At 70.7% G+C, this 14,458-nt stretch carries 14 protein-coding genes; 3 read left to right on the top strand and 11 right to left on the bottom strand.

Annotated features, from left to right (window positions below; all coding sequences use genetic code 11):
• Window positions 1-46 precede the first annotated feature (46 nt).
• Both O7614_RS10665 and O7614_RS10660 read left to right on the top strand, forming a co-directional pair.
• The gene (locus tag O7614_RS10665; protein WP_278138293.1) at window positions 47-1,414 is read left to right on the top strand and encodes a molybdopterin-dependent oxidoreductase; all 1,368 of its coding nucleotides are present in this window, start codon (window positions 47-49) and stop codon (window positions 1,412-1,414) included.
• On the top strand, window positions 1,407-1,949 hold the full coding sequence (locus O7614_RS10660; RefSeq protein WP_278138292.1) for a hypothetical protein: 543 nt from the start codon (window positions 1,407-1,409) through the stop codon (window positions 1,947-1,949). Before O7614_RS10665 ends, O7614_RS10660 begins: the two co-directional genes overlap by 8 nt.
• A 126-nt stretch (window positions 1,950-2,075) precedes the next feature.
• On the opposite strand, the gene O7614_RS10655 is transcribed toward O7614_RS10660, so the two are convergent.
• On the bottom strand, window positions 2,076-3,044 hold the full coding sequence (locus O7614_RS10655; RefSeq protein WP_278138291.1) for a zinc-binding dehydrogenase: 969 nt from the start codon (window positions 3,042-3,044) through the stop codon (window positions 2,076-2,078).
• A gap of 781 nt (window positions 3,045-3,825) precedes the next feature.
• Between O7614_RS10655 and O7614_RS10650 the strand changes: the two genes are divergently transcribed.
• On the top strand, window positions 3,826-4,626 hold the full coding sequence (locus tag O7614_RS10650; RefSeq protein ID WP_278138290.1) for an AfsR/SARP family transcriptional regulator: 801 nt from the start codon (window positions 3,826-3,828) through the stop codon (window positions 4,624-4,626).
• A gap of 106 nt (window positions 4,627-4,732) precedes the next feature.
• Here the strand turns inward: O7614_RS10650 and O7614_RS10645 are convergent, their stop codons facing one another.
• From O7614_RS10645 to O7614_RS10600, 10 genes are read right to left on the bottom strand one after another with little or no spacing between them, the layout of a single operon-like run.
• The gene (locus O7614_RS10645; protein ID WP_278138289.1) at window positions 4,733-5,212 is read right to left on the bottom strand and encodes a flavin reductase family protein; all 480 of its coding nucleotides are present in this window, start codon (window positions 5,210-5,212) and stop codon (window positions 4,733-4,735) included.
• A gap of 38 nt (window positions 5,213-5,250) precedes the next feature.
• Window positions 5,251-6,318 (bottom strand): MupA/Atu3671 family FMN-dependent luciferase-like monooxygenase, encoded by a 1,068-nt coding sequence (locus O7614_RS10640; RefSeq protein ID WP_278138288.1) that lies wholly within the window; start codon window positions 6,316-6,318, stop codon window positions 5,251-5,253.
• A gap of 1 nt (window position 6,319) precedes the next feature.
• Window positions 6,320-7,267 carry a hypothetical protein gene (locus tag O7614_RS10635; protein WP_278138287.1) on the bottom strand — a complete coding sequence of 316 codons (948 nt, stop codon included), beginning with the start codon at window positions 7,265-7,267 and terminating at the stop codon, window positions 6,320-6,322.
• Between the two features lie 49 nt (window positions 7,268-7,316).
• Window positions 7,317-8,570: an MFS transporter gene (locus tag O7614_RS10630; RefSeq protein ID WP_278138286.1), complete on the bottom strand. Its 1,254-nt coding sequence runs from the start codon at window positions 8,568-8,570 to the stop codon at window positions 7,317-7,319.
• Window positions 8,571-8,609: 39 nt separating this feature from the next.
• Window positions 8,610-10,151: an amino acid adenylation domain-containing protein gene (locus tag O7614_RS10625; protein WP_278138285.1), complete on the bottom strand. Its 1,542-nt coding sequence runs from the start codon at window positions 10,149-10,151 to the stop codon at window positions 8,610-8,612.
• Window positions 10,144-11,235, bottom strand: coding sequence for an HAD-IIIC family phosphatase (locus O7614_RS10620; protein WP_278138284.1), 1,092 nt, complete (start codon window positions 11,233-11,235; stop codon window positions 10,144-10,146). Before O7614_RS10620 ends, O7614_RS10625 begins: the two co-directional genes overlap by 8 nt.
• Window positions 11,236-11,244: 9 nt before the next feature.
• A complete protein-coding gene (locus O7614_RS10615; protein ID WP_278138283.1) occupies window positions 11,245-12,216 on the bottom strand; it encodes a 3-oxoacyl-[acyl-carrier-protein] synthase III C-terminal domain-containing protein in 972 nt (323 codons plus the stop codon).
• Entirely contained in the window at window positions 12,213-13,331 is a 1,119-nt protein-coding gene (locus O7614_RS10610) for an acyl-CoA dehydrogenase family protein (protein WP_278138282.1), read from the bottom strand. The genes O7614_RS10615 and O7614_RS10610 overlap by 4 nt, the downstream gene beginning before the upstream one ends.
• The gene (locus O7614_RS10605; protein ID WP_278138281.1) at window positions 13,324-13,599 is read right to left on the bottom strand and encodes a phosphopantetheine-binding protein; all 276 of its coding nucleotides are present in this window, start codon (window positions 13,597-13,599) and stop codon (window positions 13,324-13,326) included. Before O7614_RS10605 ends, O7614_RS10610 begins: the two co-directional genes overlap by 8 nt.
• The gene (locus tag O7614_RS10600) at window positions 13,596-14,456 is read right to left on the bottom strand and encodes a 3-hydroxyacyl-CoA dehydrogenase family protein (RefSeq protein ID WP_278142218.1); all 861 of its coding nucleotides are present in this window, start codon (window positions 14,454-14,456) and stop codon (window positions 13,596-13,598) included. The genes O7614_RS10605 and O7614_RS10600 overlap by 4 nt, the downstream gene beginning before the upstream one ends.
• Window positions 14,457-14,458: the final 2 nt, after the last annotated feature.

The raw sequence follows: 14,458 nt of genomic DNA, 5'->3' as shown, positions 1-14,458 counted from the left end.
CCGTATGCACCAAATTGGGTGTCCGGCACGTCTAGCGTCGCGGGGTATGGGTGTGACAGACCGGCAGACGGGTTTCCCTCAGCGGTGGTGGCGGGCCCTGGAACGGCACCCCCCACCGGTCCCGGGTCTGACTGGGGACCGCTGGCGCAGCCCGCTGCGGGGTCCGTGGCTCACCGCCGTCTACGGCGCCGTGCTCCTCATCGGGTTGCCGCTGGTGATCGTCACCGGGCTGCTCGATTACGCCGCCTACGGCCCTCAGTTCGATCAGGCTCTGCCCCGTGAGGTGGGCTGGTTACGGCTGCCGCCGTTCGACTGGCCGACCCGGCCGTCCTGGCTGTTCCGGGTGACCCAAGGGCTGCACGTGACGCTCGGCATCATCCTGATCCCCGTGGTGCTGGCGAAGCTCTGGTCGGTGATCCCGAAGCTCTTCATCTGGCCGCCGGCCCGCTCCCTGGCCCAGGTGCTCGAACGGCTGTCCCTGCTGCTGCTGGTCGGCGGCATCCTCTTCGAGATCGCGACCGGCCTGCTCAACATCCAGTATGCGTACCTGTTCGGCTTCGACTTCTACACCGCGCACTACTTCGGCGCCTGGGTCTTCATCGCAGCGTTCGTGGTGCACGTGACGCTGAAGCTGCCCCGGATGCTCAGCGCACTGCGATCCCGGCCGGCCCCGCGCGACCGCCGCCGACGGGGGCAGCGCGGGCCACTGTGGGCCGAGCTGCGTACCCCGCTGGCCGCGACCCGGCCCGAGCCACCCGATCCGGACGACCTGGTGGCCACCGCACCCGGCGCACCGACGATGAGCCGACGCGGCGCGGTTGCCCTGGTCGGTGGCCTGTCCGTGCTTCTCGGCGCCCTCACGATCGGGCAGACCCTCGACGGTCGCTGGCGCCGCACCGCGCTGCTGCTGCCCCGCGGACGTGAGCCCGGCACCGGACCGAACGGTTTCCCGATCAACCGCACCGCCGCCGCGGCGGGCATCCAGCCTGAGGAGACCGGGCAACGGTGGCGGTTGACCGTGCGGGGCGGCGACCGCCTCGTCACCCTCGACCGCCCCCGTCTGCTGGCCATGGGCCAGCACACCGCCCGCCTGCCGATCGCCTGCGTGGAGGGGTGGTCGACGCGACAAACCTGGTCAGGCGTACGACTGCGCGACCTCGCCGCCCTGGTCGGTGTGGACGATCCGGCGTCGGCGCAGATCCGGTCGCTGGAGAAGACTGGGTTGTTCAACCAGGCGATCCTCCAGGCCAACCAGGTGCTCGACGGCGACTCTCTGCTCGCTCTGCGGGTCAACGGTGCCGATCTCTCGGCCGACCACGGCTTTCCCGCCCGGGTGATCGTCCCTGCTCTGCCCGGTGTGCACTGCACGAAATGGGTCGCCGACATCACCTTTCGGACCGGCGTGAATGGGTAACACCGTTCCCCGATTCCGGGCGGCCTACGGATCGTCACCACTGCACCTGGCCGCCATGATCGGCTGCTTCACCCTTACCGGCTGGGTCGCACTCCGAATCGCCGAAGAGGCCACGGCTGGCCGGATGCTGCTCTGGTTCGTCGGGGCGGCCGTCGCCCACGACCTCGTCCTCTTTCCGGTCTACGCGTCGGCCGACCGGGTGCTGCGCGGTGCGCTCGGGCGCTCCGACCGCACCGGTACGGATGGCCGGCCGCCCGATCGTCACCACCCGATGCCGCCCCGAACCGGGCGTGCGCCAGCCCGACCATCACCGCTGAACCACATCCGGGTACCGGCACTCGCCACCGGGCTGCTGTTCCTGGTCTACCTCCCCGGCATCCTGCGGCAGGGTCGCGAAACCTATCTCGCCGCCACCGGCCAGAACCAACATCCGTACCTGGCCCGTTGGCTGGCACTCAGCGTCACGCTCTTCCTCCTCAGCGGCGGCTGGTACGTGGTACGGCGAGCTCGCTGGCGACGGGCCGGCCCGCGTTGAACGGGTGATTCCCCGCCGCGCGGAACTGCCCCAGGCCCACGGACGTCTGGAACGCCTCGCTGCGGCATCGAAGCCAGTCACACGGTGCCGCTCGCCGAGGGCCACGGCAGTGCTCCGCTACTCGCCTCACGGAATGAGGAGGGCCTTGCCGGGGATCGAGCGCGCCTCCATCGCGCGGTGCGCTTCAGCCGCGGAGGACAGTGGATACTCGCGTGCGATCACCGGGCGTATCCACCCCTCTGCCGCCTCGGTCAGGGCCTTGCTCGCAAGCTGCACCTTCTGCGGTGCCTCGAACTGAACGTCCGCGATGCCGAATGTACGGATGCCGCGCAGCTGTGCACTGTGAAGGTCGATCGTGGCGAAGTCGCCACTCGCCGCCCCATGGGACGAGACCCGTCCGCCGTCGGCCACCAGCCGAAAGGCGTCGCTGCCCAATTTTCCCCCGACACCGTCCAGCAGCACATCGACAGGCAGACCACCGAGGGCTCCGCGTACCGCGTCGGTCCAGCCGTCCCCGGCGTAGTCGACGACGGCGTCGGCACCGAGCCGTCGAACCAGCGTGAGCTTGTCCGCGCCACGGGCCGCCCCCACGACCTGCGCACCGAGACGGTGTGCGAGCTGAACGAGTAGCGTTCCCATGCCGCCCGCAGCCCCCAGGATCAGCACCCGATCGCCCGGCTTGACGCCGACACCGTCGATCAGGCCCAGAGCGGTCACGCCGTCGTGTGCGAGACCAGCCGCTTCCCGCACGCCCAGGCCGTCCGGGATCGGCACCAGCCGGTCGACGCCGGTCCGAACCAGTTCAGCGTAGGAGCCTCGCGTCCCGGCACCAGCAACGACCCGGCGGCCACGCCAGGACGCAGAGACGCCCGGACCGGCGGAGACCACCGTTCCCGCCGCTGCGCCACCCGGTACGTACGGCGGGGTAACACCGAACATCGCACCCCAGCCAGCGCGGATCTGAGTTTCCAGGTAGATCGTGTCCACGGCCTCCGCCCGGACGATGACCTCTCCCCTCCCGGCTTGCGGGTCGGGCAGGTCCTTCAAGATCAAGACTTCCGGGCCTCCGTACTCGGCAACCTGAATCGCACGCACGCATGACTCCTGTCGACTGCGGTCCGATCTTCGGATCCGCCTGGAGAACTGGTGTCAACGACGCTAGGACCTCAATGTTGGTTGAACTCAAGTGCTGTAGCGGGGCCTGGTCGCAGATCGTGGTGCTTCATCGGGCCCGACGGCTAAGCCACCGCCAGCGCCCACCGCCTTGCCGACGCCGCCCTCGGCGGACAACCCCTGGCGCGGCTCAGCCCTCCCGCGCCGTCTCGCTGGCGGAACCCGACCCCGTCGCCTTGGACAGATGGCAGTCGATTCCCGAACTTCGCAAGCGGCCAGCTGCGCCGGGCAGGATGTCCGTTGCCTTCCACAGGCGTCCATCCCCGCCTACGTGGTCGCCACCGAGTTGGTGAGCCGGATTGCCCGGCAGCTCGGACTCTGGCGAGCGCCCGGTAGCGTCGCCAGAATTCCAACGGCACGTGAGTGAGATTGCGCAACCAGGAGGGCTGCCTCGTTCCCGGTTGTCACCGACGGCCGTGAGCAGTTGGGCTGCGGCGTCGGTACCGACGCCGAACAGGGCGCCGGTGGGGGTGCGGCCTGACGGACCAGCGGTGCCAGCTGCCGGTCGAGGGGCGCGATCTCGTCGGTCACGTGGCGACCCGTCAGGCGAGTCCGGCCAGCGCGGCGTCTCCCGCACGACAGATCGGCCAACCGCGACTTTCGCCGCGCTACACCCTTGTGCCAGAAATAGGACTGACGCTCGACACTCCGATCGCGCTTAACTAGGATTGACGCGAATCGACGCCACGAATCGGGGGGTTAGTTGCGTATTTCACTCTTGGGCACCCTATCTCTGCAAAACGGACAGGAAAGCGGCGGGATCACCCGCGCTCAGAATCGGGGCCTAATAACATTTCTTGCGCTCAATGCAAACATTTTTGTGACGTACGACTCGGCCATCGATGCACTCTGGGGTGGCCGGCCTCCGTCCAGTGCCCGGACCCAGATCCACACCGGAGTGCACGCAATCCGACGGACCCTGCGCGCCCTGTCAGCAGAGGGCCTGCTGACCAGCAACTCCTGTGGCTACGCACTGCGGCTCGACCCGGACCAGGTGGACGCGAACCTGTTCGAGCGGAAGGTCGACCGGGCGCGGGCGGCCTCCGCCACCGGCGACCACCGCGAGGCCGCGATGCTCCTCGACGAGGGGCTGGCCCTGTGGCGCGGCCCAGCGCTCGTCGACGCCGCCGGCGCATTCGTGGCCGGAACTCGTCAACGGCTCGACCAGCAGCGGGCCGGCGCGATCGAGGATCTCATCGCACTAGAGATGCGGGCCGGCCGATACACGCACGTCGTCGACCGTTTCTCCTCCGTGATCGAAGAATTTCCGTTTCGGGAAAGACTGCGGGCACAACTAATGCTCGCGCAGTTCCGGGTCGGCGACAAGGTCGCCGCCATCCACAATTACCAGCAGTTCCGGTCACGCCTAGCGGACGAAATCGGTCTCGACCCGAGTCCGCACCTGCGGGCGCTCCACCACGCGATCATCCGGGACGACAGCTCGCTCGACCTCGACGGTACGCGGCCCGCCGCCCCGTACAACTCGATGCTGCTCGCCGGCTGAGGGCGCGGTAGCCCTTCGCCTCCAGTTGGTGTGTGCACCGCCGATCGGGCACCGAACACCCGTGCCACACGGGGTCGGTGCCCGATCGACGGGCCACAGTGTGTCGTCAACATGTGGTCAACCGGCTCCGTACGAAGAGCAGCGGCTCCGCGTCGGACAACAGATCGAAGTCCCGCACCGCGGCGATGTACAGCGTGTGGTCGCCGGCCGGTGCGGTCTCGGTCACGGTGCACGCGAAGTAGCCGATGCCGTCCAGCAGGATCGGTGCTCCTCCCTCCGCAGCGGGTCGCCAGCGCAGGTCGGCGAAGGCCGCCGCCCCGGTCGGCCGGTCGCTACGGGCGAATCGGCGGGCCGTCTCGGCCTGATCCGCGCCGAGAATGTTGACCACGAAGCCGTCCGCCCTGCCGACGCTCATCCGGGCCCGCCCCTCGGTGACGAGGGAGACGAGCACGAGGAGCGGATCGGTCGACACCGTGACGAACGAGTTGACGGTGGTGCCGTGCAGCTCGCCGGGGTAGCCGGTGGTCAGCACCGTCACGCCGGTGGCGAAGTGCCCGGCCACCTGCCGGAAACGGGTCGGGCTCAACCGGCTCTCACTGGACGTTGCCGCAGCCGTCGGTCCGGTCATCGCAGGGCTGACTTCAAGCCGGCCGCGTACGGACACAGCTCTCCCAGGTACTGCAGGCCCTTCAGGACCTGCGGGGTCGGCACCCCGAAGTCGATGAGGCAGGCCACCTCGTCGACACCCGCCTCCGCCAGCCGGTCGAGGACCTTGCGCGCCTTCTCCGGCGCCCCGAGCAGGCCGCCGTCGTCGACGTACCGGTCGAACGAGCGGTCGATCAGGAAGTCGAGATCGGACGGGCGCAGCTTCGCCGGGTCGATCTTGCGGGCGCTGCCGGCCTGCGAGCCCAGCACCAGGCCGAGTGAGCTGCGCAGATAGGCGGTCAGCGGCTCGCGGACCAGCTCCCGAACCTCGTCTTCGCGCTCACCCACGAAGGTGTGCACCATGAGCGCCACGTGTCCGGGGCGCTGCCCCGGCTCGGCGTGCTCGGCCGCCGCTTGCCGATAGGCGGCGATCTTGTCGGCGAGTTCGGGAACGCTCTGACCGAGCAGGTGGGTGAGCAGCCCCGCGCCGCTGCGTCCGGCGGCACGGAACGTCTCGACCCCGCCGGCGCTGGTCACCCACACCGGCAGTTCCCGCTGCACGGGCGGCGGGTAGATCCGCAGCTCCTGCTCCTTGCCGACACCGTCGGGGGCGGTGATCGCCTCGCCCCGCCACAGCCGGCGTACCTGCTCCAGATAATCGATCATGAGTTGGCGGCGGTTGTCGTAGTTCTCCGGCCGGAGCGCGAAGTCCCGGGCGTGCCAGCCGGAGGCGAAGGACAACCCGACCCGTCCGCCCGACAGGTTGTCGACCACCGACCACTCCTCGGCGATGCGCAGCGGGTGGTGCAGCGGCGCCACCACACTGCCCGCCCGGATGCCGATACGCGTCGTGATCGCCGCGACGGCGGCGGCCGTGACACTGGGGTTGGGATAGATCCCACCGAACGGGTGGAAGTGCCGCTCCGGCATCCACACCGCGGAGAACCCGTTGGCGTCGCCGAACCGGGCGCCCTCACGCAGCATCTCGTAGCGGTCGGCGTCGGCCGCACAACTGTCGTTGGCGAAGTAGAAGAGGCTCAGATCCATCTCAGCTCCCCGTGAAGACGGTCTTCAGGACCAGGTCGTGCGCCGCGTCCAGGTCGGCCGAGGCCGACAACTCCCAGATCGGCCGGTCGGCCAGGCACCGACGCAGGTCGGCCTCGATCTCGGCGATCACATCCGGGTCGTCCTTGCCCGCGGCGTAGTCGTCGCGCCACTGCTCGACGACGTCGTCGAACTCCCGGCGGCGGATTTCGTCGGCCCCCCGGTTCAGCACCACGGTCGCGTCGACCTCGGCCACCGAGCCGGTCCGCTGGTGAACCGCCGCCGGCACGGTGACCCGGTACTTGGCGCCACCGTCGACGGCGGCCCGGGGCGCCTGCGCGAGCTGCGGGTGCCCGTCGAGCAGCTCTGGCGCGAGATAGACGGCGTACGGGTATCCCCAGAAGACACCGGGTGGGTCGTCCAGGTGCCGGACCATGATGTCCTCGCCGAGCAGCGTGGCGCCGCGCCGCATGGCCCAGGTGGTGAACGTCGACTTGCCCATCCCGGTCGGCCCGCAGACCAACGCCGTACGCCCACCCACCTGGAGGCCACCGGCGTGCATCGGGTAGTGCCGCGGTGACCGGCACACCAGGTAGAGGAAGATCCGCTCCAGCATCCAGCGACCCCAGACGACCGGGTCCGCCAGATCCCGGCGGGCCAGGGTCAGCTCGACGGTCCATCGCGCCGGGTCGACGGTCGCGCGGGAGGCCCCGGCGTCGATCGTGATGATGTCGGCCTTGAGCACCCCCGGGTTGTGCGGCGGCTCCACTGCGGGAGCGTCGCTGTTCACCACGGCCACGGACAGGCGGACCACCGGGCCGGCCGCGTGCCGGTGACGGTCCGGGTCGGCCAGCACCGGCCCGAAGGCGTCCGCCAGCACCGCCGTGACGGCCGGGTCGGCGGTGACGCGCACGGGGAAGCCGTAACACTCGTACCAGTACTCGTTGTTCATCGCGTCGTACTCCTCGTCATCGGGTCGTACTCCTCGTCCGGGCGACGGGTCAGGACGTGGCCGGCGTGGGGGTGACCGGCTCGGCAGCGACGCCGTACCGCTGTCGGGTGCGCAGCCCCCATCGGGCCACCGCGGGCACCAGGGCGCCGGCGGCGAGCATCAGCCCACCCAGCACCAGCCAGCCGGGCCAGCCGAAGCCGATCACCAGCGCGGTCACCAGGGCCGGCGTGATCGCCGCCGACAGCTGCGTGGTGGTGGCGAACAGCCCCTGGTACTGCCCGATGGCGTGCTCGGGAGCGAGTTCGTAGGCCAGCGCCCAGCCGCCCGCGGCACAGAGCAACTCGCCCAGCACGTGCACCACGGCACCGACGATCAGGATGGCGACCGCGAGCCACGGCGCCCGGCCGGCGGCGAGCGCGAAGAAGGCACAACAGGCGGCCAGCGCCACCCCAGAGCGCTGCAACGCGCGGGCGCCACCCACGACGTCGTCGGCGCCCTGGCTGACCCGCACCTGGAACAGCACGACCATGGCCGTGTTCAGCACGAGCATCACGGAGAAGGTCCAGGTGGGGGCGGCGGTCCGCTCCGTGATCCAGATCGGCACTCCGACGGTGAGGATGCCGGAGTTCATCATCAGCACCGTGTTCAGCAGCGAGATCACCACGAACGGCCGGTCGCGCAGCACCGGCAGCCGCGCCCCGCCGGCCGGCTTGGTGACGCCGGGCACGGGCGGGAAGGTCAGGTAGACCAGGCCGGCGCCCACGAAGAGCACACCGCTGAGGAAGAGCATCCCCAGATAGACCGGTCGGGTGTCGAAGTGCAGGGCGACCCCACCGGCCACCGCGCCGATCGAGACGCCCAGGTTGTTGGTCGAGCGCATGAAGGCGCGGGCCGCGACGCGCTCACCCGCCGGCACCACCTTCGCCACCAGCGCGCCCCGGGAGGCGCTGGACGACGCCTCGGCGAGCACCACCAGACTGCTCGCCACCACGAACGCCGGGAACGAGCCGACCAGCGCGTACGTGAAGATCAGCGCGCCCTGGAGCACCACGAAGAAGGCCGCCGTGTTGCGGGCGCCGAGCACGTCCGCCGCGTGTCCGGCCGGCACGCTGGCCAGCATGCCCACGATGGCGGCGATGGTCAGGCCGAGGCCGACCTGGGCAGCGGGAATCTCGACCGAGCGCAGGAAGAAGAGCACGCTGACCGAGAGCAGGATGCCGTGCCCGATGCTGCGCGCGAAGCTGCTGCTGACCAGCCGCCGGATCGGACCCGGTGGGGGGACGACATGGCGCAGGAGGTTCATCGAACTCACCTTTCGGAGCGGATGTGAGGTGACGTGGCCCTATGCCGCGGGGGTGACACTCACAAGTTGACTTCTATCGATTTTCCCGTTCGCGTTCAACGGCAGCGACGCCCGCGGCTCGAAACGGGACGGGATCATGTGAGTGGGCACGTGCTGGCGCAGCCAGCTCCGTAGCTGGCGTGGCTCGGCGCCGACGCCGGTGTAGAACGCCACCAGTCGGCTGTCGCCGTCGCGGGTCTCGGCGACCACGACGGCTTCGCTCACCTCCGGATGCCGCCGCAGGGCGGTCTCGATCTCACCCAGCTCGATCCGGTAGCCCCGGATCTTGACCTGGTTGTCGAGCCGGCCCAGGTGCACCAGCTCACCGCCTTCCCAGCGCACCCGGTCCCCCGTGCGGTAGTAGTGCGCCGCGGTGAGCGGGCCGGTGCCGTCGTACACCCGGGTGCCGGCGGCGTCGTGCAGCAGGAACCGGCCCACGTTGTCGGCCGGGTCGAGATAGCCGTCGAAGCGCTGCGAACCGCGTACGACCAGCTCACCGTCGTCGGCCGGACGGCCGTCCGGGTCCAGGATCAGGTGGTCGAGGAAGCCGTACACCGGCCCGATCGGGATGGTGTCGTTGGAGACCGTCGGCCACGCCCGCTGGGCGTCGGGAAGCCGGTACTCGGTACAGGCGACGGTCAGCTCGGTCGGGCCGTACACGTTCTCCAGCACGGCGTGCGGCGCGGCGGCCCGCCACAGCTCGGCCTGCCGCAGCGTGAGCTGCTCTCCGATGAACAGGCTGTAGCGCAGCTCGGTGGCCCGCCCGGCCGGCAGGTTGCCCAGCCCCGCGGTGACCGAGACGACCGACGGCACCGAGAACCAGTGCGTGATCCGGTTGTCCACCAGATAGTCGACCGGCGTCAGCAGCTCGGTGCGCTGCGGCACCACCAGGGTGGCCCCACCACCCCACGTGACGAAGAGGTCGAACACCGAGGGGTCGAAGGTCAGGTCGAAGGTGTGCGACATCCGGCACCCCGGCCCCACCTCGTACCGGGTGATGTTGTGGCCGATGTACGGCGCGAGGTTCCGGTGCCGGATCGGTACGCCCTTGGGCCGGCCGGTGGAGCCGGACGTGAACAGGACGTACGCCACGGCGTCCGGGGAGACGTCGTAGGCGGGCAGGTCCACCGGCGCCGGCCCGGCCGGGCGCGCCAGGTCGACCGGCAGCACCGGCACCGGCAGCAGGCCGCTGAGCCGGGCTGCGGCCTCGGCGTCGGACAGCACCAGTTCGGCCCCGGACAGCTCGCACACGGTGCGGTTGCGCTGCGCCGGGAAGGTCGGATTCAACGGCGTCACCACCGCCCCGAGCCGCAGGGCCGCGAGGTAGCCCACGTACGCGGACAGCTCCCTCGTGGCCAGCAGCGCGACGCGGGCCGGCGCCCGTCCGTGCCGGGCGAGCATGGCGCCCGCCACCAGCTCGGCCTCGTCGCGCAGCTGCCGGTACGTCAGCCGCCGCTCGCCGACCTCGATCGCGCACTCGTCCGGCACGCGCCGCACCGAGTCGACGAACCACTCGTACAACGTCCTGCCCGGCTCAACCATCGACGCGCACCCACTCGGTGTCGGCGGCCGTCGAGAACGGCACCGGGACGCGTACCCGCATGGTGCCCGGTGGGGACTGCGGGGCGGGCGGCAGGTGCAGCAGCTGCACGTCGGCGGCGGCTGGCACGTCGGCGCAGTCGCACGAGTCGGTGGTGAAGCCGGCGAACCGGTAAGCCACCTCCATCATCCGGTTGCGTCCGGTGGGTCGGAAGTCGGCGACCAGGTGCACCCCGGCCCTGGCAGCGGCGTCGGTCAACCAGCGCAGGATCACCGAACCCGTGCCGAACGACACCACCCGGCAGGAGGTGGCCAGCAACCTGAGATGCCAGGCGTGCGGCCGGCGGGCCAGCAGGATGACCCCGACCGCGCCGTGCGAGCCGAACCGGTCGCTCAGCGAGACGACGAGCACCTCGTGCCCGGGTTCGCCGATCAGGTCCCGCAACGCCTCCTCGCTGTAGTGCACCCCGGTGGCGTTCATCTGGCTCGTCCGCTCGGTCAGCTCCGCGACGCGGGCCAGATCCTGCGGGCGGGCCCGTTGGATCTCCAGGGCCAGGTCGAGCGTACGCAGGAACTCGTCGTCCGGGCCGGTGAAGTCGGCCCGCTCGGCGTCGCGGCGGAAGTTCGCCTGGTACATCGCCCGGCGGCCGCGCGAGTCCTCGGTGACCACCGCGGGGGTGAACTCGGGGAGACCGGTCAGCGCCAGCGCCTGCTCCGCCGGGTAGCAGCGCACCTCGGGCAGGTGGTAGTTGACCTCTGCCCGCTCGGTGGGCTGGTCGTCGATGAACGCGATGGTGCGGTACGCGAACTGGAGCCGGTCGGCGATCGACCGTACCGCCTCGGACTTCGGTCCCCAGCCGATCTGCGGCAGGACGAAGTATTCGGCCACGCCCAGCTTCTCCAGTCGTTCCCACGCCTGGTCATGATCGTTCTTGCTGCACACCGACTGCAGGATTCCGCGGGCGTCGAGTTCCACGACGAGATCGCGGATCTCGTCGGCGAGCACGACCTCACCGTCCTCCAGCAGGGTTCCCTGCCACAGCGTGTTGTCCAGGTCCCAGACGAGGCACTTGATCACGTCGCTCACGAGCGTTCCTCACACTTCCCACAGCGTGGCCGTCCAGGCGGCCACGGGACTGTTGTTCAAGACCAGGACGAGGTCGCCCTCACCGAGTTCCTTGGTCATGAGCAGGCGGTCGAGGTTGAGCACCACGTCCATGGCACCGAGATGACCCAACCCAGTCAGGTGCTGGCGGCACACCGGGTGGATGGGCAGGCCCAACAACGCGGCGTAGAAGTCGTACGCGCTGGCGGTCACGTTCTGCATCACCGTCGCCGCCACCTGCCCCCGGTCGACGCCCGCGTCCGCGAGCACCTGCTCGACCAGCCGGCCGAGCCGTACCCGGCTGTGCATGGCCAGCTCGAAGCGGTACCGGTCCGGCGAGGCGCACTCCTCGCGCCACTCGTACCAGGGCGCACTCTTGTAGTCGACAGTGAACAGGTCGTGGAAGGCTCCGTCGGTCTCCATCCGGTGCGCCCGCAGCACCGGGCGGCCACCCCGGACCATGGTCATCGCGTACGCGCCGTCGCCGATCACGGTGACCGGGTAGCGGATCCGGTCGACACCGGTCGGCAGGCTGGCGTGCGTGATCAGCACGGACTGCCGGGACGGGTCCGCGACCAGCAGGTCCCGGGCGATCGCCCAGGCCGCGCTGGAGCCCGCGCAGCCCAGCCCGTCCACGGCGAAGGCCAACGGCGCGCGCACACCGCTGTCCTGCTGCACCCGGCAGGCGTCCGAGCCCAGCAGCACGTCCGGGGCCCGGCCGGTGACCAGGATCAGCACATCGGGGTCGACCGGCTGGTCGGCGGCCAGTTCCCGGCACGCCCGGGCGGCATGGGCGCCCTGGTCGCTGTCGGGGAAGACACTGACCGTACGCACGCCGCTGGTGGCGACGAACTCCTGCTCAGCCACGCCCAGGGCGGCATGCTCGGGCAGCTCCGTGACCGCCGTCCGCTCCTCGGGAAGCAGGCAGCGGATCGCGCCGATGCCGATGTCGCCGGTCGTCACCGTCCACCCCCGCTCGTCGCGAGGACGTGCTCGGCGAGGATCAACTGGCAGATCTCGCTGGTGCCCTCGATGACCTCCATCAACTTGGCGTCGCGGTGCGCCCGGGCCACGACGTGACCGTCCTGCGCGCCGGCCGAGGCGAGCACCTGCACGGCGCTGGACGCCACCCGGGTCGCGTCACCGGCGGTCCGGTGCTTGGCGACGACCGCGGCGGTGACCAGCTCCGGTGAACTGGCGTCCCAGGCAGCGCTGGCGTGCGCGCAGAGTCCGGTGCCGACCTGCTCGGCCACGTACTGCTCCGCCAGGTGCCGGGCGATGAGCTGGTGCCCGGCCAGCACGACACCGAACTGCTGCCGACCGGAGGCGTGCGCGGCGCTCGCCGCCAGGCAGGCCCGCATGATGCCGACGCATCCCCAGGCCACGGAGATCCGGCCGTACGTCAGCGCGGTGGTCACCAGCAGCGACAGCGGCTGGCCGGCGCCGCGCAGCAGCAGCGCGGCCGGGAGCCGCACCGCGTCGAGGCGCACGTCGGCGTGCCCGGCGGCCCGGCACCCCAGCGGCTGGGCCACCCGGGTCACGGTCACCCCGGGGGCCGTCGTCGGGACGAGGACCGCGGCGGCGCCGGCTCCATACCGGCCGAAGACGAGCACCACGTCGGCGTAGGCGGCACCGGTGATCCACCGCTTCGCGCCGGTCACGGTGACCTGGTCGCCGTCGAGCTCGATCAGCGTCTCCATGGCGGACAGGTCGCTGCCGGCGTTCGGCTCGGTGAAGGCGACCGCGGCCAGCTCCCCACCGGACAGTCTGGACAGCCACGTCCCGCGCTGAGCGGCGTCCCCGAGCCGGGAGATGGTCCACGCGGCCATGCCCTGCGAGGTCATCAGGCTCCGGAACGAGCTGCACAGGGCACCGGCGTACGCGGTCAGCTCGCCGTTGTCCACGCTGCGCAGGCCCGGGCCGCCGTGCTCGGCGCCGACCTGGGCGCAGAGCACACCAGCGGCGCCGGCCTTGCGGATCACCTCCAGCGGGATCTCACCGCGCCGGTCCCACTCACCGGCGTGGTCGGCGATCAGGTCGGCGACCAGGACCTCCAGATCGGCGCGTACGTCAGCCATCGCTGCCCTCCCCGCAAAGCCGATGAACCAGGGCGGCCATCCGGTGCACGGTGCGGAAGTTGTCCAGGTTGAGGTCGTCGCCGGTGATGCTGATGCCGTAGGTGCTCTCGATGTGCACCAGCAACTGCATGGCGAAGAGCGACGAGACGCCACCCTTGGCGAAGAGGTCGGTGTCGGGCGCCCAGTCGGTGCGGGTGTGCTCGGCCAGGAACTTCAGCAGTTCCTGCTGCACGGCCTCCGTGGTCCGGTCCCCGGTCGAGGTGGTCATCGTCGCGCTCCTTGGTAGTCGTGGAAGCCGCGGCCGGTCTTCCGGCCGAGATCGCCCGCCCGCACCTTGCCGACCAACAGTTCGCTGGGTCGGTAGCCCTCGTCGCCGGTACGGTCCAACAGGACCTGCAGGCTGTCGACGACGTTGTCCAGGCCGATGAGGTCGCCGGTGGCCAGCGGGCCGGTGCGGTGCCCGAGACAGCCGGTGAAGAGAGCGTCGACGGCCGCCGGATCGGCGATGCCGTCCTGGACGATCCGGGACGCCTCGTTGATCATTCGCTGCAACACCCGGTTGATCACGAAGCCGGGGCCGTCACCGACGACCACCGGTTCGCGTTCCAACCGGGCCAGCAGGTCCAGCGCGGTGTCGAGGCCGGCCTGCGTGGTACGCGGGCCACGAACCACCTCGATGGCCCGGATCAGGTACGGCGGATTCATGAAGTGCGCGCCCAGCACGTCGCCCGGGCGGGCCGCCGCCCCGGCCAGTTCGTCGACGGGAATGCCGGAGGTGTTGGTCAGCACCGGCGTACCGGCGGGCAGAACGGCGGTGACCTCCCCCACCAGCTTGGCCTTCCACTCCGGCCGCTCGGTGATGGACTCGACCACGACGGTCGCGTCGGCCACCGCGTCGAGCGAGTCGGTGACGGTGAGTTCACCGGTCGGCGTGTCGCGGCGCAGGCCCCCCATCAACTGCGCCATCCGCAGCTGCTGGCTCACCCTTGCGGGCGCCTCGGCCCGCCGGTCCGCGCCGATGTCGACCAGCACGACCGGCACGCCGTAGCCGACGGCCAGCGTCGCGATGCCGACTCCCATCGTGCCGGCTCCGAGCACCGCCAGCCGGTGTTCCCGCTGCGTCATGG

Source organism: Micromonospora sp. WMMD961, assembly GCF_029626145.1.
Taxonomy (GTDB): domain Bacteria; phylum Actinomycetota; class Actinomycetes; order Mycobacteriales; family Micromonosporaceae; genus Micromonospora.
This window is presented reverse-complemented; position numbering and strand designations above follow the sequence as displayed.

Coding starts and splice junctions, on each gene's coding strand:
- O7614_RS10630 (WP_278138286.1), bottom strand. CDS start 8,570: ATGAACCTCCTGCGCCATGTCGTCCCCCCACCGGGTCCGATCCGGCGG.
- O7614_RS10660 (WP_278138292.1), top strand. CDS start 1,407: ATGGGTAACACCGTTCCCCGATTCCGGGCGGCCTACGGATCGTCACCA.
- O7614_RS10635 (WP_278138287.1), bottom strand. CDS start 7,267: ATGAACAACGAGTACTGGTACGAGTGTTACGGCTTCCCCGTGCGCGTC.
- O7614_RS10605 (WP_278138281.1), bottom strand. CDS start 13,599: ATGACCACCTCGACCGGGGACCGGACCACGGAGGCCGTGCAGCAGGAA.
- O7614_RS10610 (WP_278138282.1), bottom strand. CDS start 13,331: ATGGCTGACGTACGCGCCGATCTGGAGGTCCTGGTCGCCGACCTGATC.
- O7614_RS10600 (WP_278142218.1), bottom strand. CDS start 14,456: ATGACGCAGCGGGAACACCGGCTGGCGGTGCTCGGAGCCGGCACGATG.
- O7614_RS10625 (WP_278138285.1), bottom strand. CDS start 10,151: ATGGTTGAGCCGGGCAGGACGTTGTACGAGTGGTTCGTCGACTCGGTG.
- O7614_RS10640 (WP_278138288.1), bottom strand. CDS start 6,318: ATGGATCTGAGCCTCTTCTACTTCGCCAACGACAGTTGTGCGGCCGAC.
- O7614_RS10665 (WP_278138293.1), top strand. CDS start 47: ATGGGTGTGACAGACCGGCAGACGGGTTTCCCTCAGCGGTGGTGGCGG.